This is a genomic window from Mesorhizobium oxytropidicola (genome assembly GCF_056174625.1).
Window position 1 is genome coordinate 644,455 of sequence record NZ_JBWBWK010000002.1, and the last position, 19,535, is coordinate 663,989.

The 19,535-nt window shown below is 58.8% G+C and carries 14 protein-coding genes and 4 pseudogenes; 5 read left to right on the forward strand and 13 right to left on the reverse strand.

What is annotated here, in order from left to right:
- Positions 1–260: 260 nt before the first annotated feature.
- Positions 261–605, reverse strand: coding sequence for an ectoine synthase (locus tag AC0V8S_RS38655; RefSeq protein ID WP_475438909.1), 345 nt, complete (start codon positions 603–605; stop codon positions 261–263).
- 10 nt (positions 606–615) lie between these two features.
- Entirely contained in the window at positions 616–1,923 is a 1,308-nt protein-coding gene (gene ectB / locus AC0V8S_RS38660) for a diaminobutyrate--2-oxoglutarate transaminase (RefSeq protein ID WP_475438910.1), read from the reverse strand.
- Between the two features lie 460 nt (positions 1,924–2,383).
- Between ectB and AC0V8S_RS38665 the strand changes: the two genes are divergently transcribed.
- Positions 2,384–2,875: an Lrp/AsnC family transcriptional regulator gene (locus AC0V8S_RS38665; RefSeq protein ID WP_475438911.1), complete on the forward strand. Its 492-nt coding sequence runs from the start codon at positions 2,384–2,386 to the stop codon at positions 2,873–2,875.
- Positions 2,876–3,130: 255 nt separating this feature from the next.
- Here AC0V8S_RS38665 and AC0V8S_RS38670 read toward each other — a convergent pair whose 3' ends face one another.
- Genes AC0V8S_RS38670 through AC0V8S_RS38680 form a run of 3 tightly spaced genes read right to left on the reverse strand, consistent with a single transcriptional unit; the run spans position 3,131 to position 6,501 of the window.
- The gene (locus tag AC0V8S_RS38670; RefSeq protein ID WP_475438912.1) at positions 3,131–4,012 is read right to left on the reverse strand and encodes a TniQ family protein; all 882 of its coding nucleotides are present in this window, start codon (positions 4,010–4,012) and stop codon (positions 3,131–3,133) included.
- Entirely contained in the window at positions 4,009–4,887 is an 879-nt protein-coding gene (locus AC0V8S_RS38675; protein WP_475438913.1) for a TniB family NTP-binding protein, read from the reverse strand. Before AC0V8S_RS38675 ends, AC0V8S_RS38670 begins: the two co-directional genes overlap by 4 nt.
- A gap of 6 nt (positions 4,888–4,893) precedes the next feature.
- Positions 4,894–6,501, reverse strand: coding sequence for a transposase (locus tag AC0V8S_RS38680; RefSeq protein ID WP_475438914.1), 1,608 nt, complete (start codon positions 6,499–6,501; stop codon positions 4,894–4,896).
- Between the two features lie 201 nt (positions 6,502–6,702).
- Here AC0V8S_RS38680 and AC0V8S_RS38685 point away from each other — a divergent pair, with 201 nt between their 5' ends.
- Positions 6,703–7,431 carry an integrase gene (locus AC0V8S_RS38685; protein ID WP_183465768.1) on the forward strand — a complete coding sequence of 243 codons (729 nt, stop codon included), beginning with the start codon at positions 6,703–6,705 and terminating at the stop codon, positions 7,429–7,431.
- 16 nt (positions 7,432–7,447) lie between these two features.
- On the opposite strand, the pseudogene AC0V8S_RS38690 reads toward AC0V8S_RS38685, so the two are convergent.
- From AC0V8S_RS38690 to AC0V8S_RS38700, 3 genes and pseudogenes are all read right to left on the reverse strand, one after another.
- Positions 7,448–7,963 (reverse strand): annotated as a pseudogene (locus AC0V8S_RS38690) (IS6 family transposase); the annotation flags it as partial.
- Between the two features lie 45 nt (positions 7,964–8,008).
- The gene (locus AC0V8S_RS38695) at positions 8,009–8,725 is read right to left on the reverse strand and encodes an IS6 family transposase (protein WP_183455349.1); all 717 of its coding nucleotides are present in this window, start codon (positions 8,723–8,725) and stop codon (positions 8,009–8,011) included.
- 50 nt (positions 8,726–8,775) lie between these two features.
- A complete protein-coding gene (locus AC0V8S_RS38700; RefSeq protein ID WP_475438915.1) occupies positions 8,776–12,108 on the reverse strand; it encodes an autotransporter domain-containing protein in 3,333 nt (1,110 codons plus the stop codon).
- 473 nt (positions 12,109–12,581) lie between these two features.
- Here AC0V8S_RS38700 and AC0V8S_RS38705 point away from each other — a divergent pair, with 473 nt between their 5' ends.
- Complete coding sequence (locus tag AC0V8S_RS38705; protein WP_475438916.1) at positions 12,582–12,824, forward strand: hypothetical protein; 243 nt, start codon at positions 12,582–12,584, stop codon at positions 12,822–12,824.
- A gap of 29 nt (positions 12,825–12,853) precedes the next feature.
- Here AC0V8S_RS38705 and trxA read toward each other — a convergent pair whose 3' ends face one another.
- The 3 genes and pseudogenes from trxA to AC0V8S_RS38720 form a co-directional block, all read right to left on the reverse strand.
- Entirely contained in the window at positions 12,854–13,177 is a 324-nt protein-coding gene (gene trxA, locus AC0V8S_RS38710; protein WP_258598711.1) for a thioredoxin, read from the reverse strand.
- 385 nt (positions 13,178–13,562) lie between these two features.
- A pseudogene (locus tag AC0V8S_RS38715) lies at positions 13,563–14,090 on the reverse strand (ISKra4 family transposase); the annotation flags it as partial.
- 53 nt (positions 14,091–14,143) lie between these two features.
- Positions 14,144–14,860 (reverse strand): IS6 family transposase, encoded by a 717-nt coding sequence (locus AC0V8S_RS38720; RefSeq protein ID WP_183455349.1) that lies wholly within the window; start codon positions 14,858–14,860, stop codon positions 14,144–14,146.
- A 114-nt stretch (positions 14,861–14,974) separates the two neighbouring features.
- On the opposite strand from AC0V8S_RS38720, the pseudogene AC0V8S_RS38725 reads away from it, so the two are divergent.
- Positions 14,975–16,092 (forward strand): annotated as a pseudogene (locus AC0V8S_RS38725) (IS110 family RNA-guided transposase).
- A 449-nt stretch (positions 16,093–16,541) separates the two neighbouring features.
- A pseudogene (locus AC0V8S_RS38730) lies at positions 16,542–16,943 on the forward strand (IS21 family transposase); the annotation flags it as partial.
- Positions 16,944–16,957: 14 nt separating this feature from the next.
- Here the strand turns inward: AC0V8S_RS38730 and AC0V8S_RS38735 are convergent.
- Positions 16,958–17,941, reverse strand: a complete 984-nt coding sequence (locus tag AC0V8S_RS38735) for an IS5 family transposase (protein WP_475439182.1) — start codon at positions 17,939–17,941, stop codon at positions 16,958–16,960.
- Positions 17,942–18,409: 468 nt separating this feature from the next.
- The gene (locus tag AC0V8S_RS38740; RefSeq protein WP_475438917.1) at positions 18,410–19,492 is read right to left on the reverse strand and encodes a hypothetical protein; all 1,083 of its coding nucleotides are present in this window, start codon (positions 19,490–19,492) and stop codon (positions 18,410–18,412) included.
- Positions 19,493–19,535: the final 43 nt, after the last annotated feature.

Consider the following 19,535-nt stretch of genomic DNA (forward strand, 5'->3'; position numbering starts at 1 on the left):
CCTTCTGACGTAGCTCGTAGCGCTGCCATGCCGTGCGAAGGTTCTCCGAAACGCCAGCCATGGGAGGTAGATCGAATCCACGCGTCGTCGTACTTTCCTGGTCTGCGGATGTGCTAGCGCAGGGGAAGCCACGGCCTCTGGCATGACGAGCGACCGCGGTGAGGCGAAGGAGCCGAATACGCTTGATGTCGACGCTCATTAACCTTCTCTGTGGCGAAATCAGATCGCCTCAGTCAGAGTCGAGAGGATATGCGCCGGTCTCACCATGCACCTCGCTGCCGGCCAAGGGAGGTACAAAGACGTAGGCCAACACCAATTCGATCTCGGCCCAACAGGTAGGCGTCATGCTTATCGAACGCGTAAATGATGTTCGGTCGCACGACATGGACCTCATCCGCCTGCGGATCCTCGATAGAACCCGTTCCTGAGATGCAGTAGATCGCCCCAAGGTGGTTCCGAAAGTGCATCTTGAGCCCGGGCGTCCGGATAGATCCTAGTGATATGCCCATCCCATCGTTCTTGAGGAGCATCCGCCCGCTTTCCCAACTCGTCGTCTGGACCCGCCGGGCTGTCAGTTTCTCCTCATTAAAATCCCTGACGATCATGATTCACCTCTTACGCTGCCGTGTTCACGGTGCTGCCAATCACGCTTTCGATAGCGTCCTCGAGGATGTCGAGGCCTTGGCTAAGCTGATCCTCGCCAATGACAAGAGGTGGCAGACACTTCACGACCTCGTCTTTGGGACCAGCGGTCTCGACAATGAGGCCCTTTTGGAAGGCGGTGCTGATGACTTGACCGGCAACCTCGCCAGACTTCAGATCGATGCCCCGCATCATGCCACGACCCTTGGCTGAAGCGCGGCTTGGGTCGTATTTCTGCGCGATCTGCTCAAGGCGGCTTTTCAGCAGATTGCCTTTCTCCGCGACGGACGCAGCAAAGCTGTCTGTCCGCCAGAAGTGCTCAAGGGCTGCCCGGGCGGTCACAAAAGCATGGCAATTGCCGCGGAACGTGCCGTTGTGTTCTCCCGGCTCCCACTTGTCGAGTTGTCGATCAATTAGGACGAGGGCCATAGGCAGGCCATAGCCCGATATCGATTTCGCCAGAGTGACGATGTCCGGGCGGAGACCGGCCGCCTCAAAGCTGAAGAACGCATCGGTACGGCCAACACCCGCCTGAATGTCGTCTACGATCAGCAGAGCTCCGTGTTTGCGCGCAATGGCCGCCACCCTGCGCAGCCACTCCGCGCCGGCGACATTCAGGCCGCCTTCGCCCTGAACTGTCTCGACAATCACCGCCGCCGGGGCGTCCACGCCGCTGGAGGGATCCGAGAGCAGGCGATCAAGGTAATCGGCGGTGTCTACAGCGGATCCAAGATAGCAGTCATAGGGCAGTCGCGTGACGCCGCCGAGCAGCTGCCCGGCGGCGGCGCGGTGATATCGGTTGCCGGTGCAGGAGAGAGCGCCAAGGCTCGCGCCGTGAAAGCCATTAGTGAAGGCTATGATGTTGGGCCGACCAGTGATCTTGCGCGCCAGCTTGAGGGCAGCCTCGACCGCGTTGGCCCCGGTTGGACCGGGAAACTGTACGACGTAGTCTAGTTGTCGCGGTCTAAGAATCGTCTCATCGAATTCCCGCAAAAAAGACTCCTTGGCTTCGTTATACAGATCGAGGCCATGGGTGATGCCGTCACGCGCAATATAGTCTACGAGCGCGGACTTCAGCTCGGGGGGATTGTGCCCATAGTTTAAACTTGAGCAGCCCATGAGAAAATCGAGATAGGCTGTCCCATCTCGCGCAAACAGCTGGGCCCCTTGTGCCCTCGCGAAAACGACGGGAAAGCTGCGGGCGTAGCTGCGCACTTCGGACTCAAGATGGTTGAAGACCGCAAATTCCTCCTCGCGATCCGGTTTACTTTGGTCAGTCATCGTTGCCTCCCTATTTGGGTATTGGCTTGGCAGGTCGGCGGGTATGCCTGCAAATGGGTTCGTGGTCGAACCAGGGAGCTTGCCGAATTGGCGCACCCAAGTCCTGAGCCACAGCTGCGAAGAACAACTTGGACGAACACCGGTGCCGCCCGGCGTCGCGTTTCACGAAGAGGACTTCTCAAAAGTCATGCCAATTGCGCCGAAGGAGCCTTAGAAATATTTTACTGAGTTTTGTTCAATGATTTGACCCGGAGTGCAGGAGGCAACCAGGGCGAAACAATGTGTCGCGGATCCAACAAACACGACAGTAGGGGTCGGTTGCCCGGCGTTTTCTCAGGAATGGCGAAGGGGTTTAACAACGCGCGACTGGGAGCGGATCACATTGCGATCGGCGTTGACGACGGAGCATGCTACAGGCCGGAAATTGAACTGATATAAGTGCGTCAAATGGATACTTAGCATGGCGTTCCTAAGACTCGATCCGATCGATCTCAAAATCCTCGACGCCATCCAGCGCGACGGGCGCATCACCAAGCTGGCGCTGGCCGACAAGGTCGGCCTGTCGCCAACGCCGTGTTGGATGCGGCTGCGCAAGCTGGAAAAGGCTGGCATCGTTTCGGGCTATCACGCCAGCGTCGCCATGCGTTTGATCGCACCTGTCGCCACCGTGCTGATGCAGGTGACTCTGGCCAGCCACCGCCAAGCCGATTTCGATCGCTTCGAACGCATCATCCGTGACATCCCCGAGGTCGTCGCCTGCTGGTCGGTGGGTGGCGGCGTCGACTATGTGCTGAAGGTGATGGCGCGCGACATCGATGCCTATCAGCGGCTGGTCGACGGCTTGCTCGAGCGCGAGATCGGCATCGACCGTTACTTCACCTACATCGTCACCAAGACGGTGAAGGACGAGAGCGTCGTGCCGGTGGCCGACCTGCTGCCGGCGCAATCGTAACAAGACCCCAGAGATATCCTCTTCCCGGGGTGCACAATAGAGAGACTCTCTCTACGGGCAGGCATCCAAACAGCCTCTCTGTCCGCGCACTGCGGATAGCCTTCCCGTATCAGTCCGACCCGGGAGGTCTCGACCATGTCCGCGCACTTTGCCCGCACGATCCGCCATGACGCTGTCGCACTGCACTTAAATGTAAGATTGCGCCGACCTCTCGCGACCACTGTACCTAATGATGAGATTCAATGCCCCTGAGTCTCAATTCACCTGCAGCGGCTGAGAGTTTCTCGAAGCCGACATGCCGGCGCCGATTGCAACGAATCGCGTGTAATGGGGGCCAAGCGTTTGGCGGTTGAGTTCGGAGACTAACGTGGGCCCTGCCTCATAGACGATTGAGATACCAGCGAGCAGCGCCATGCGAAGTCCGATAGGCAAGATGGGTCTTGCAATCGTAGGTCTTGGGAGACCCTGTTCGGCTACAAGCTCATCGAAACCTTGAACGACGGCGCCAAGGATGGTGGAGTGGCGTATCGATGCCTGATGACGGGAGCGCTTTGGGCATCGTCTGATGAGCAGCAACCGGGCGATATCGATTGGCGATACCCCACCGACAGATGCTCCCCGCAGCGACTGATCGATGAGCTCCTCCCCATGGACGGCATTTACCCAAAGATCCTCGAACGGCGATGACGTGCTTGGGAGGGCAGATGCCCCCTCCCTCGTTCCTTGCTGCCGTTGCCTGCAAACGGGACAGGTTATCCGCCAACCCTCGATCCAGCTTCGCTGTACCGCAGTTGCGGCTCCTCGCAAGCTGTTTTGCTCGGAGCAGGCGACGCAGCATTGAATGACGCGTGGCGCGACGAGCCGCGCTGCCGATTGTGGGAACCCAGACGTGGTCATTGCCAAGATTGTCGAAGATTGGGATCGAAACAGCCTCGCAATGTGAACGGCGGCGGTTGGCCCCAGGTTTGTATCGGTTTGCCGCAAAGATGTTGCCTCAGGAATGGCATGGCGAAGCATCGTGAGCGGTGGGACGCCATAGAAATCGGCATGGCGCGTGATCCACGACGACAGGAGCTCATCTGGGACGGGTTTGAGAATGACTGAAAGCGGCCGTGTGCCGTTGAGCTCTCGGATCATGCGTATGCTGTTTCGGTAACTGGCGGCCGCCAACTTTCCACAGCTTCATCGGTGATATGCTCTAAGCCGCTCTCGATCGACTCGGCGGACAGGCTCGTGATCGCCTGGAAAATATTTGCAGTGATGCCGCCGCTGATCTGCAGAATTCGGCGTAGAGATTTCGGCGTCAGCACCGTCGGTCGGCGAAGCGGCATATTCCGCAAAATGGACGAAACTAGTGCTTCGAACTGTTCGTTGGCCGCCCACCTATTCAAGGTCAGCTCGCCGAATCGGCGGGCAAGCTGTACGTCGCCACTTATCGCTTCGCGCGCTTCGATAACGCCGAAGCAAACGAGGGAGATCTGAAGCCGATTGCTGAGAAATCGCAGCGTGTTCAGCACGACCCGCTGTTCGCGGTACGAGCCGGCGAGAATGTTATGTACTTCATCGATCACAAGAACGTGGACGCCGACCGTTTTCAGAAGCCGCAATGCCGCTTGCTCCATCTGCACAATGTCGGCGCGGGGTGCCTGTGGCGCGCCAAGTGCAGCCAGGATCCCGGCATATAAACGGCGCTCACCTGGCTTCCCGGTCATCTCGATTGCCAGGACCGGTATAGCCTGTACGCCGGTCGTCGGATCAAAACGGGAGGGGTTGTTGTCGCAGAATTTTTCCAGGATCATCGTCTTGCCCATACCACTGTCGCCGTAGATGGCCACCGAGGGCATGCGCGTGCCGCGAGGATGGTCGACCAGCAGGTTGAGACGATCGAGCGCCTGCTTGGCACGCGGATAAAAAATCCAGCGGCGAGCCTGAATTGCGCTAACTCGCACGATATCAGGCTCGCCTAGGAGGTCTTTGGCCGCCTGCGTCAGATGGACGGTATCGGTGCTCAAAGGGGCTCAATCCAGATCTTCAACGGAGGGAACAGGTTTGCTTGAATCGACGCCCCGAAGCGAGCCCACTTCATCGTCATCCACATTCGTTTTCGCAAGCCGCAGACGCCCTTGTGTCTTGTGTTTCGCCTCCTCGATCAGTTCGCGCTGCGAAAGCGCGGTACGAACAAGGACGTGCATGTCAATTTCGCGTTTGCCCTGAGCGTTGAGCTTGCGCCGCGCAGCCTGCGCCTCCCACAGCGTAATGGGCGCGAGTGTCACATCGGCATAGCGAGCCTCAACAAAGCTGCCGGAGTGACGCCTAACAAAAACGCGCGACAAATCGCGGGGGTCGTATTTCACAATCAGGCGGGCCTTGGCCCGTCCGATATCGGCGGCCAAGGCGGGAGACCAGTAGCGGATGTTGAAAAGATGGATGCCGGTCGGGCGCAACGTTCTCTCTGCCTCCGGCAGGAAGGAGATCCAGAATTGCATACGATCGTTCGGCAGGCGCAACACCAACTCGCTCTCGTGCTGCCGCCAGACCGCAATCGGTGGCCGACGGAGTGCGCCATGGATAGCATGATGGTATTGCCCAACGATCTCGAGTGCGATGTAGCGCTCAAGCTCTCGAAGCGTCAGTGTCGCATGGCGTTTGGCATCGTACTCGCGCCGTTCCTCGATGTTGCTTGAGGTCGATCCTGGCAGCAGATGAACCGCGCCCATCTGCGTGCCGATCAACCGTTCGATGTGGCCGCCGAAATGGGGCGTCCCCGGCGGACGCCAATCGATCTGTATGCCGTTGTCCCGGCAGGCACGTTCGAATGCATGACTACGAAAATCCGCGCCGTTGTCGACATGTATCGTTCCCGGCAAACCGGCCACGGGCCACGCTTCATGGATACCCCTCTCCTGCAACCACGGGGTCTTGTCGAATACTGAGTGCAGGATGCATAGGCTTGTCGATAATCGCGACGGCGCCTCCATGGTCAGATAGAAGCCCGTCACCATCCGAGAAAAGACGTCCAACGCTAGTGTCAGCCAGGGCCGTCCGAGCGGCAGACGCGTTTCTTCGTCGACTACGAAAACGTCAACTTTGGTATGATCGATTTGCACAAGTTCAAGCGGCCGCGACGCCGAAAGGGCACCTGGCGTGGCCGTTGTAGCTTTGACGATCTCGCTCTCGCCGCGCTTACGCCCCCTCACCCGTAGATCGACCTCTTCAACCCGGGATTTGATGGTGCGCCAGTTTGGTGGAGTAAGGCCGGCCGCTGCGCAGGCGATTTGGACCTGGCGAACCAACTGCGCAAATGACGGGCGTGTCGGCTTGAGATAGAAGCCTTCAATCGTTCGACGCACGAGGCCTTCTCGATCTTTATCGAGGGCGCGATGTCCCTGGCGCCGACCGCGCTTTCGGTCCATCAGTGAACTTACAGTGCCACCCGCTCGAAACAGCCTGATCATTCTGTAGAGAGTGGCCCGGCTGAGGTCTAGCTCCCACGCCAGATCCGCTACAGCCTGCCCGCTCAGGCCTTTTGGATAGCGCTCCACGAGCTTGCGGATTGCCTCTTCGCGCCGGCACGCCTCGTTCCAACGCGCTCGCTCTCCGTAATCATCATTGGTGTCGTCGCCCATGCCGCCTGCGAACAATTCAAGCTAACGTTAGACCGTCTAAATCTCACATTAACTGCAGCGAGCCAAGCGCGAATCTCAAATTAAATGCAAATTCTCAATTTAAATACAAGGCTAAGGGCTTGATATCATTAGGCGAGAAGTCTCACCTTTAAATGCAGCGCGACAAGCTGATCTGGTCGGTCGTCAATTGGGCCCGCCGCAATGCCTGAACCGGACGAATTCACGCAGAAACAATCTGTAGAGGCAATTCGCCTCTACACCGTCTATCGACACGAGCTTGATCATAGCGAGATCGGCGGTCGGTTTATGCCCTATCGCTGGTGGACGCTCCCCAACCCGCTCACCGTGATATGGATGCCGTATTCCAGCATGTTGTCGGAATATGCCTCGGAGCTCGCGAACATCATCAACGACCTGACTCATGACGTGCGTCGGCTGCGCGCATGGGCGCGCGTCGCGGCCGCACTCTCCGATAAAGAGAAGCTCGCAGTCTCACATGAGTTCATAAACACGCTGGGGACGGTCGCTCTCGGGAGGCCCTATGCGATCAAGTCGCGCTTCGCCTTCGCGGCGGGACATCTGTGCCACCAAGCCAATAGGACAAAAGATCTGCAAGGGTGGCGTGACGAGTTCCCGAATGAGCGAGCGCTCTATCTGGACGATATAGACCCGATTTGCAGGGGGTGGCGACGCTTCCGGACTTTCAAGCGCCGCGTCGAGCCTATCGCCGGCGGCGCGTTCAAGCGGGCTACCGGGGACTTCCGTAACGCCTACAATCATCGTTTTTCGAGCCGGTTTCTCATCGGTATGAGCGCGATGGTCACGCGTATCGTCGGCGAAGACGGGCGCATCTGCTACGGTATTGGCGGCAGCGAGCCGCTTAATCTCGATCGGTTCCGTTGCAAATTTTCATACCGGCACAGAAACTGAGGGGGCGGCAATAGCTTCACGCTGCGGCGATGATTTCAAACTGTTCAGCAATCGACGGATTTGGATTGTAGGCGTACCTCGCCTGCCGTTTGCGCATCATGTGGATCATCTCGACTCCAGCCAGTGTTGCCGTCGCGCTTGCGAATGACTTGAAACCGAGCATCGGCCGCACCCGGCGCTTGATACGCCGATGGTCCTGCTCGATGCGGTTGTTGAGATATCGGCTCTGGCGGATGCCAATCCGTTTGGGAGCGCGCCGGGAGGGACGGCGCAGTCGGTTTTCGGCATCGCACGAGACGAGCGCCTCGCGGTTGGTCTGGCTGCCGTCGATGACCACCCGCGCGGGCCGCCCATGGCGTTCAAGCGCTTTTCGGAAAAACCGTTTGGCCGCCAGCAGGTCCCGGTGTTCGCTGAACCAGAACTCGACGGTGTCGCCGGCGCTGTCGATCGCGCGATAGAGATACATCCACTTTCCGCGAACCTTGATATAGGTCTCGTCGACATGCCATTTTCTGGTCACCGCGCGGCACCGTAAACTTAACGCTGTGAAAACAAGATCTGGGAGTGAGGCTTTGGTTCATTCGGCGTGAAGGCGCGCGATTTGGCGCCATGCTTGCATGGCAGTTGCTCGCAGTTCTCGATGGTGGGTGGATGGAATATCGTGGCGGGGAACGTTAAAGAGGTTGGCGATCGGGTCGTGGACGGAAACGAAACGCTGAAGATGTCGCGCTGACTTGAAGCGCTTCATGATCCTCTCCCGCCGTCGGACGGGTTGATGAGAGTTCTCCGCCCGATTGTTCAGGCCCTTGTGCGAGCGATGCTCGACGCCTGGCATGATCTCCCGCTTCGCCGCACCGTAGGATCGAAGCTTGTCGGTGATCATCACACGCGGCGAACGGCCTTGCCCTTTCAGAAGCTTTCGCATCAAGCGCTTTGCCGCCTTGGCATTGCGACGGCTTTGCACCAACACGTCGAGAACAAACCCGTCCTGATCAACGGCGCGCCAAAGCCAGTGTTTCTTTCCACCGATGGTGATGACAACCTCATCGAGATACCATTTGTCGCCGAGCTTGCCGGCCGATCGCTTCCGGATATCATTGGCAAAGTGTCTGCCAAATTTCTCAGCCCAAAGTCGCACGGTCTGGTGAGAGACGATGACGCCACGAGCTGCCAGCATATCCTCGACCATCCGCAGGCTGAGCGGAAACCGGAAATAGAGCCAAACGGCATGGGCAATCACCTGCGCCGGAAATCGGTGGCGACGATAAAGAGGATCACGGGAAAATCTGGTCATGCCGCCAGATCCCACATTTTGATCGATGCCCGGTTAACGTTACGGTGCCGTCAGAACCGCACGCCAAGCTTTGCGGTGACGCCATGCTCTTGCACGGAGGACGCAATCTGACCCTCATAAGAGACCGCGAGACTGGCATTGGCCGCCAGACGGAAGTCCAGCCCGACCTCGAGGATGGCAGCGTCCTTGGCGACCGGCGTGCCGCTGATCGCAAAGTTCTGGCCGCCGGCGAAGCCATGCGCGGCCCGCGGCACCACATCGCCAAAGGCATGCCGCCAGCCAAGCGTCCCATATGACTTGACGGCCATGCCGCCAACGACGAAGTCGCTACCGGCATGAAGCCCCAGCGTGGTGTACGTCACGTCGCTGCTGCTGCTGCTGCTCGTTAACCCGGCGCCGTTCGTGTCCTTCTCGCGGTAGCCGTCCGTCTTGAGATGCACATGCGCCAGATTGGCGAAGGGCTCGAAGCGGGCAAACTCGTAGCTCAGCTCATAGCCTGCCTCGCCGAAGGCCTGCGCCGAACGGGCATCGTAGGAGGCTGTCGCCTTATCGGCAAAGCTTTGAAACACGACCCCCCGGCCGGTGTCGATCGAATGCCAGCTATGCGCCGCCCCAAAATTCAAAGATAACGCCTCGATTCGGGTACCGGCATAAAGGGCAAGCGTGTAATTGTCCGCTTCGGCCGATGCGGCGCGCGCATCGACCTCGTAGGAGGAATGACCATAACCGCCCGCAAGGCCTAGCCGCCAATCGCCAAGTAAGACATCCCCGCCCGCCAAGAAGCCGCGCGCCGAGCGGTGATAACCGGCCGCATTGCCATCGCCGTCGGCAGTTCCCCAGGCGCCGTAGGCCTGGCTCCAAACAGCAAACCGTTGCGTATCGGCGCAAACCGGCTCCACCCCGTCCGGCCCATAGGCCATCACAGGCACGGATGAGGCCCCCACCCCGTCAAACGCCGCACGCAGACGCTCCATCACGGCATCGCGCGCATAAGAACTCTCCCCTATCAGCGCACCCTTAACCGTCGCATGAATCTCACCGGACAGCGGCGCCCAGGCGTGGCCGGCCGAGGCCTTGCTCAAATTGAGAACAGCAAGCAGCAGCGGATCGAGCGGGGTCGCCGGCAGAGCCTGTACAGTGGGCGATGGCGGCGCCAGCGCCAGTTCTGGCGTGGCGTCCGCCTGAGGCTCTCCCGCCGGCGTCGCTTGGCCGGGTGATGTCGGCGACGGCGTCAGGGGAAAGGCATTTTCCAGCGCCGCCGCAACCGCCATCTCGTTCGCCGTTGCCGCCGTCGAGGCCAGCGCCACCTGGTTGCGCGACAATGTCAGCCCGACATCATGGGTCCGGTGATCAAGCGACGGATCCAGAAACGCAAGGTCCGAGGTCGTTTTGTCGAATTGACCATTCACCCCCCCGGCCGCAGTCAGGATCTGATAGCGGGTCTCCGGCTTATAAAGCCATCCCGCCGGCACCTTGACCGTGCCGCCATTGACCGTGACCGTGCCGGTGGTCTCGATCCGGTCGCTTGCGCCGAGGGAATTGACCTCAACCGCATAGGTCGAGCCTTTCTCAAAGCGAACACCCACATCGCCAACCTTAAGCGTGCCGATCGGCTGCGTCACACTGCCCGGCTCAACCGTCCCGCCCGCTTTTGCAATCAATCCACCGATCGTGCCGGTGCCGCCAATCGTCCCGCCGGTCGTGCCCTGTTCGGTCTGCTTGTCGCCGTTCGGCGTATAGTATTCAACCTCTTTGCCAATGCCGCTGCCATCCACCGTCACCGTCGAGGTGATCGAACCATCCACCGACAGCTTGCCGCCGCGTACCCAAGTGCTGCCCGCATAGGTGTTCTTCCCAGTCAAAATGAGATGCCCGTCGCCAAGCTTCTCCAGACTGTCAACATAGGTCTTGCCCGTCACCGGATCCTTGCCGCGTGTCTGCATCGCTTTCTCGCGAGTGACGATGAGATTCATCAGGTTTTTTTTGTCATCCTCGGTGAATGCTTTACCATTCTCCCCCTGGCCGCTTTGTAGAAGTTGGCGCAGAGTTGCTTGTTCTTTTAGATCGTCATCCTTGCGCGCTCTGATCGCTTCATCGGAAATGTCGTTCGCCCAGGTGTCGGACATTCCCTTCGGCAAGCCCGCCGCAAAATGCCCGAATAACTGGCCGGGACCGGCCATTGCCTTCTTCAGGTCGGGAAGCCCCCAGCCGCCAAGTTCATTCGGAATCCGACTGTCGCCATTCTTCACCGCGGTAAGAAAATCAAAGGTCTTATCACCACGTTTGGGTACTTCGCGATCCGGATCGGCAATCTTGTTTTGAGCTGTCGTGAGCAGTGTTGTGACAGCCTCTTCGTTGCTCATATAGCGATATCGGCTCATGACAAGGGCAAGAGCCCCTGAAATGTGGGGGGAAGCTGCCGATGTGCCGTTGGCATTGTCCATGTAGTTGCCATCTGTCTTGGTCGAGCTCATGCCAGAGGGGCCCATGATACACCACCACTTTGCCACGCCGCATTTATTATAGACTTGGCTCCCTGTTTCGTCGTAGCCGGTAACAGCCAACCACTTCCTTTCTACATCCGGATTTAAAAACGGCTGACTGGCAAACAAGTCAGGATTAGCAGACTTGCTATGGTTGCCGTTGGAGACCACCTGAACAAAACCATGCTGCCTGGACCCATCGACCGCTGCATCAAGCCAGGTTTTGGTTCCTCCCGTCCGGAGCTTCCAGAAATTCCTGGAGGCAAAAACCAAGTCGGAAATGCTACCTGTACGCCTCTCCGAAAGAATAGCTGAATCGCTTCCCCAACTCTCATTGACCACTCTTACATTTTTTTTGCCGAGCGCATCGAACGTCGATTTGAAGAAGTTGAAGTCGAGGGCCGGATTGTTGGAGCCCTGCTGTAGATCGTCACGCCCGCCCGTATTGGCAACATAGAAGGGCGAACCGAAAGCGACGCCGTGCATTTTTTTGTTGTCGCGGCTCGCGACGATCAGCCCTGTCATTCCAGTTCCGTGATCATCATTGATTTCCGGATTGTACTCGCCGCTCATCCCAAATGGTTTGCCCTCCGTGGAAAACCCCTCGACGTAAATGAGATTAAGCCGACCACCCACGAACTCCTGGTGACTAGACAGAATACCGGAATCGAACACTCCAATTCTGACCCCATTTCCGGTAATGCCCAAAGCATAGGCACCGTCGGCGTTCATTGCCTTCAGTCCCCAATTGCCCTGGAATTCTGGGTCATCGCGCCAGCTTTGCATGGCGGCCTGTAGATCGTAGGTGCCGGTTCCGTCAGCATTGACATACGGCGGCGTTTCCTGCGCCAACGCCCCGGACGAAGCGGTCGCGACCAACAGCACCGCGGCGCTGCGCAAGGAGCGAAGCCTGGCCAGACGAGCACGGCATGGCGCGGCTCTGACCTGCATAGCTCCGGCGGACGCCAGCCTAGATTGCCGTGATCCTTTGCTTCCCCATACAACTCGACCCGTCTGCATCGTCATTCCCTATGTCCTCTGTTGTTCTTGACCGGCGGCACCAAACCCTCAAAGCCGAGCGCGGCGGCGGGCGGTGAGGAGGCCGCCGCCTTTCGGACGTCGTCACGTGCGCTCAAGAGATCGGACAGGCGATTTGGGAGGTTGAACGTGGGTTTTGCGCCGTTCACATCAAACCCGGCCAATTCTGTCTCTCTCATCAACTTTAGGGTCGGCCGCCAAACAGTAACCACGTGCTGAATCGGCCATCGTGCAGTCACCCTCACTCAGTGTTGCCGCACTTGTATGTGCAAAGCCTGTGCCAACGCGCTCAGCGCGCAGTAAGCGCCTGTGTCGCACTGCACTTAAATGTAAGATTGCGCCTCCACACCAATGGTTCGGAAAACGACATCCGCACCTTCGTCACCAAGCGCAAGATCTCCGGCGGAACCGTCAGCGAGGCAGGCAAGAACGCCCGCGACGTCCTGCTCGGCCTGATGAAGACCTGCATCAAGCTCGACGTCTCATTCTTCCGCTATCTCGGCGACCGCCTCGGCATACCAACACAAGAGTCGATTCCGCCGCTCCCGGATCTCGTTAGGCAAGCCGCTCAAGCCTGACTGCCCGGTAATCTGCCCCGGTTGGACGATCAGGCGACGTTGCCGCCGATCCAGTGCGACAGCGCGGTCTTGGACAGCGCACCGACCTTGATGTCGGCGACTTCGCCGCCCTTGAAGAATATCAGGGTTGGAATGCTCTGCACGCCGAACTGCGCCGCGATTTCGGGATTCTCGTCGGTGTTGAGCTTGGTGATCTTCACCTTGCCGGCCATTTCCGTCGAGATTTCCTCAAGTAACGGCCCGATCGTCTTGCAGGGGCCGCACCACTCGGCCCAGAAATCCACGACAACGGGTTCGGAAGCTTCGAGTACCTCAGCCTGAAAACTGTTCTTGTCGACCTTCACGCTAGCCATGATGAAATCCTTTCGGTGTGGAATGTCGCACCGCCTGACATGTAGCTTTCCTTCTCTTGTTCCATTCGCGGCTGCCCGCGCCATGAAGGCAGCTCTCGCCGCCTTGCACTAAGGGTTTCAAGACTCGTGCCAGCTTGGCCGAGTTGGGCCGAGTTCTCATTTTATAAGGTCTCCTGATTGGTTGTTCCAATAACAACCCTTCTGCCAGCCCTAGCTGACAGCAGCCTGAAAGCTACCGGCGATTTGCGCGACGGTGATCCTGCGTGGTGTAAGTTCCTGTCGACCAGGCTAGAGTCTTCCCTTCGAGCTGGAAGCTCGGCACACCTGATTCGTATGCTGCTCAGGTCGCGTCCCCACAGGGGGAGCATGAGGAACTGTGGGGCGGTTATGCGGCGAGAGCTGTTTCGTCTGGTTCGTGATTGTCGTTCGCCATACCGGGATACCATTGCTGGAAGGTCGAGCGCAGGGAGCCGTCGAGGGTCTGCGTGCGGGTTTGCAGCAGAAGATGCGCGCCGATCCTGCTCCACTGCATCTGCTGCTTTTTCGCGAACCGCTTGCTGATGACGGCATTGACGGTTGCCTCGACGAAGGCCGAGGATATCCGCTCACCGGACCGGTAGCGTTCGCCGTAGTTGATCAGGCTTGCGCTGTTGGAAGCGATGTAAGATCGGAACTCGCCGATGGCCGTCAGGAATTTGCGCATGTTCGGGTAATCCGTTTCGAGCGCTTCCGCATCGAATTGCAGGTCGTCGATTTCCTCACGGGCACGGTACGCATTGCCATGCCAGAGATGCCATTTGATCCTGCGGAGGGTTTCAAGGATGGCCTGCCCGGCCCGCTCATTATGGTTTTCGACACCCTGGCCGAATTGGCGCAGGACCGTGATGCGCATGGTGATGTGGAACCAGTCGAGGGGCACCGTAAACTTAACGCTGTGAAAACAAGATCTGGGAGTGAGGCTTTGGTTCATTCGGCGTGAAGGCGCGCGATTTGGCGCCATGCTTGCATGGCAGTTGCTCGCAGTTCTCGATGGTGGGTGGATGGAATATCGTGGCGGGGAACGTTAAAGAGGTTGGCGATCGGGTCGTGGACGGAAACGAAACGCTGAAGATGTCGCGCTGACTTGAAGCGCTTCATGATCCTCTCCCGCCGTCGGACGGGTTGATGAGAGTTCTCCGCCCGATTGTTCAGGCCCTTGTGCGAGCGATGCTCGACGCCTGGCATGATCTCCCGCTTCGCCGCACCGTAGGATCGAAGCTTGTCGGTGATCATCACACGCGGCGAACGGCCTTGCCCTTTCAGAAGCTTTCGCATCAAGCGCTTTGCCGCCTTGGCATTGCGACGGCTTTGCACCAACACGTCGAGAACAAACCCGTCCTGATCAACGGCGCGCCAAAGCCAGTGTTTCTTTCCACCGATGGTGATGACAACCTCATCGAGATACCATTTGTCGCCGAGCTTGCCGGCCGATCGCTTCCGGATATCATTGGCAAAGTGTCTGCCAAATTTCTCAGCCCAAAGTCGCACGGTCTGGTGAGAGACGATGACGCCACGAGCTGCCAGCATATCCTCGACCATCCGCAGGCTGAGCGGAAACCGGAAATAGAGCCAAACGGCATGGGCAATCACCTGCGCCGGAAATCGGTGGCGACGATAAAGAGGATCACGGGAAAATCTGGTCATGCGTAAGACCTTATGTCCTTTCTGGTTGCCGGCTGTGGGGTGGTTCGCCCTACACTGGCAGTGTTGAAGCGAGGGTTGCTCGTCGAGCCTATCCTCATGCCAGGAGGACGAACCATGGAAGAATATAGCGAAGTTTTCGTAGGATTGGATGTTGCGAAGGATCGGCATGCTGTTGCCCTCGCCGAGGGCGGGCGTACGGGCGAGGTTCGATATGTCGGAGAGATATCCTCCGATAGTGCGTCAGTACGCCGCCTCGTCCGCAAGCTCGGACGCCCGGGTGTACGATTGAGATTTTGCTATGAGGCTGGACCCACCGGATACGGTCTGAAGCGGGAGATCGAAGCGCTTGGCTACGAGTGCGCCGTGATTGCTCCGTCTATGATCCCGCGCAAGCCTGGCGATCGGGTCAAGACGAACCGCCGCGATGCCGAGAAACTTGCCCGGCTGTTCCGTGCCGGTGAGCTGACGGAGATCTGGACCCGGACGCTGCTCATGAGGCTATGCGTGACCTGATCCGCGCCCGCGAAGCTGCGGTGAAGGATCGAACGCGAAAGCGGCAGGAGATTCGATCCTTCCTGTTGCGACATGGCAAGATTTACCCGGGCTTGAAGGCCTGGGGAACGAGGTATCTCAGATGGCTGCATGGACTGAGTTTCTCGTTCCGCAGTCAGCAAGCTGTCCTGCAGGAGTTGATCCTCGCAGAGACGCAGTGCCGGGAAAGAGCAGCACGCCTGGAAAAGGCAATCGAAGACGGCCTGCTCGACTGGCCACTCGCGCCGGTAGTCGAACGCTTGCAGGCTTTGCGTGGGGTCAAGCTCATTTGTGCGGCTACCTTCATGGTCGAAATCGGCGATGAACGCCGCTTTGCCAACCCGCGACAACTGATGGCTTATCTCGGACTTGTCCCCTCGGAGCGCTCGACCGGGGACGCCGTGCGACGGGGCGGCATCACCAAGACTGGGAATGCCCGAGTGCGCCGCGTCTTGGCTGAAAGCGCCTGGACTTACCGCTATCCGGCCAAACTGGGGAAAAGAAAATACTTCGAAAGCCGCCACCTGCCTGAAGTCGTGCGAGACATAGCGTGGAACGCACAGGCGCGCTTGACCAAGCGCTACAGGGCCCTGATCGCGCGTGGCAAGCGCAGCACCGTGGCTGTGATCGCAATAGCTCGGGAACTCGCTGCTTTCATGTGGGCCATCGCCCGAGCGGATGGGCAGCAGGCAGGAACCTGATCCTCGGTCGCGACGAGAATAATCATCGCGCCTATCGGCGGGGACGTGGCATTGAATGGGGAATTTCCGGCATCGCTTTGTGGCCGGCAATGCCGACGCCCGTTGTAAGAGAGGACCAGCCCCGGACGAATACATGGACATGCGGTAACCAACCCGCGCATCAGAGCTTGTTCACCCGCGTCCCAGGCCACGTCTCCACCGATAGGCGCTCCGTCAATGAGAACCGACCGAGGAAATCGGTGTCGGGTGGATTACTGCTACGGCGCGGCAATCAACCTGGAAGGAGCGTCAATCAGGATGGGAGCGTCGCCAGGGACGTCACGGAGGGAGGGCGTAGCCCGACTGGAGGGACGTTCCTGGCGACGGCGCGAACCCACATAGGGGTTCACGCCGTCTGGTGATCGCGATGTGTCGGGTGCATTTCTTCTTCCCGCTCAAAGGAAGAATGAATGTCCGGCAGTCACATCACGGATCAACAATCGAGGCTCTATATGCAAAATCGCCAGAAGCACAGTGTCCCTGTCGCGGCCGCCAAATCAGGTTTCAGCCCATCCACTGGTTATCGGATCGAATCAGACCCCCGTCCACCAAGCGAAAAGAAGGCCAAACACGAACGACGTCGGCCTGATCCATTGGAAGGGATATTCACCGAAGAGGTGGTTCCCATGCTGCAAAGCGCTCCCGGCTTGCGCCCTGTCGGCATTCTTCGTGAGCTTTGCAAGCGTCATCCCGAGCTCGATTCTGGTATTCGCCGCACACTTGAGCGCCGGATCCGCGCATGGCGCGCGATCCATGGAGGAGATCAGGATGTGGCGTTGGTGCGCGGATATGAAATCGAACGCATTTCGATCTTTAATGTAGTTGGTTATGCCTGCGTGACTTGACGCCGGATAGACTCCGGGCGTGCCCATGCCAGCATGCGGTTGAGAACGATGCAACCGATGGCAACCTCGGTCTGTTGAGCCGGAAGAGAGCGTGCTCGCAGGCGCCGTCCGATCAGCCCCTTGTATCGTCCGATGGCTGTTTCGCTCAGCGCCCGCTTGCCGTAGCCGGTAGCTGCCTGCCATTTCAGCCGACCGTCGCTTGCGATTGCGGCAATGTGCTTGTCCCTTTGACCAAGCGGTCCGGTATCACCGCTTTCCACCGCCGTGGAACGCGGTGGAATGACGATGTTCGCGGTTGCGCTGTGCTGCAGGATAGACCGATAGGTTGGCTTGCCGTCATAGGCTCCGTCGGCTGTGAACTGGTCGATCTCGCCGTCGATCTGATCGAGCAGCGGTGCCACCTGGGAAGGATCATCCGTGTCCTGATCTGTCAGCCTTTGGGCAATGATCGCGCCACTTTTGGCATCCACTGCCAGATGCAGCTTGCGCCAGTTGCGACGTGATCTGGCGCCATGTTTCTGCTCCAGCCATTGCCCGGCGCCGTAGACTTTCAATCCCGTGCTATCGACAAGCACATGCAGCGGGCCGTCCGGCTGCGGCGGGTTTCGTCGGGCTGATGGCTCCCACTTCTGTGCCCGACGGCTCAGCGTCGTATGATCTGGAACTGGGACTTTCAGCCCCATGAGATCCAGCAGCGAGTGGAGCAATCCCTCGGTCTGGCGCAGCCGCATTGCGAAGACGCAACCCAGCGTCAGCGCTGTCTCAATGGCGAGATCGGAATACCGGGCTTGGCCGCCGCGGGTCTTGCGTCGCGGAGCGCGCCATCCCGCCAGTGCCTCCGGCGTTACCCATAAGGTCAGGCTACCACGCCGGCGCAGACCTGCTTCGTAGTCACGCCAATTCGTCACCCTGAATTTCATCTTTCCGACGTGATGACGACGATCTGCGTTGTGTTTGTACGGCATGGCACTCAAATCAAGCTGATTTCGATCCTGCCTGCCTATCGCCAAACCGTTGACAAAGAATCCATGCACCAACGCTGGTGCTGGCCGCTGGTATTGTGTTTGAAAGGCATGGCTACGCTACAAAGCCTATTGCGGTGACCGCTTGCCTAAACCCACACCAATAAACGATCCGTGCACCAACGCCAATTTCAGTGCTTCTGCCGTTAATTGTCTGGGCTTCGTCTCTGTACTGGTTGATGAGAGCCGCGTCATGGGGATACGGAGTCAACTCAGCGCGGCCTGCGATCGTCACGACGCCCCCCGTCGACTGCGAGGTCCGGAGATGACCTATTGCCGTAAGGAGTGTCTTGGGCTTACGGTTTCCGATGAATTTGAGCGCATCTTCGATCAGGGACCCGTGGTCGAGCCGATCCTTAATAGGGTCTTTGTTGTTTGCGAAGAGCCAGCGGCCAAAGCTGAGAAGAGAACCTAAATAGACCCTGGCGGTGTTCTCGGCGGCGTTGCCCTTGATGAGGGCCGCCTCAAGGGCCGAAATAGACTCAGAATCCCCGGGTGAAGAGGGCGATTGCTGAGCCTTTTCACAAACTGAGCCGGCTGCGGAAACGGGCCCGGTCCGTCCATCAGCTCCAAACGCACATCCTGAACGTGGGCTGCCGCAGCATGGTCCTTTGGCCAACTGACAGCTTCCTGCCACGCGCTGTGCTGCGCAATCGCCTCGCCGACCCGCCTCGGCTGCATCAGTGCCGCGTCCTCGGGAATAGGAACGAGGGGAATATGGCGCTCGCGCTGCATCTTAGCGCCGGCCTGCGATTTTTGGAGACAAGCCAGTGCGTAACCGATCTTTGGATCACCACCGCCCTCCTTCTTATAGTCCTTGACATCTCCATCCAACGCATTGCCGAAAAGCCGACCAGCAATGCCCTTCTTGTTGTTTTGACGCAGGTAGTCACTGAAGCTCCGAAGAGCAATTGCATTCCTTTTGTTGTTGGTCGATATCGCTGCTTCGTTTTTGTACTCATCGATGAGGGCTACATCCTCGCGGTGAGGAGTGACCTCAGCGCGGCCTGCGATCGGCACGATTCCGCCGGTCGACTGCGCGGTCCGGAGATGACCTATCGCCGTAAAGAGTTTCGCGGCGTTACTCTTTCCAACGAACTCGCGCGCATCATCGGTCAGCGACTGCTTGTCGAGCCGATCCTTAATGGGGTCTTTGTTGTTTGCGAAGAGCCAGCGGCCAAAGCTGAGAAGAAGATCTACATAGACCCTGGCGGTGTTCTCGGCGGCCCCGCCTTTGATGAGGGCCTCCTGAAGGCTGAAGATAAAGTCTTCATCCCTGAAATGAAGAGGGCGCTTGCTGAGCCTTTTCACAAACTGAGCCGGCTGCGGCGCCGAGCCGGCCGGTATTGCTCCACCACCTCCACCTGAATTGGCGATCTCGCTCAGTTGCCGCTCAAACGCGGCCGCACCTGCGGACAGAGCCGCACGTGAGCTATCTTGCAGGCCGGCCCTGTTCGATTGTCCGCGCACACGCTTGGTCGAGGCGAAATCCATCCGTTCTCACTTTCAGCAATATAAGCCAGCTTGAAGCTGGGCT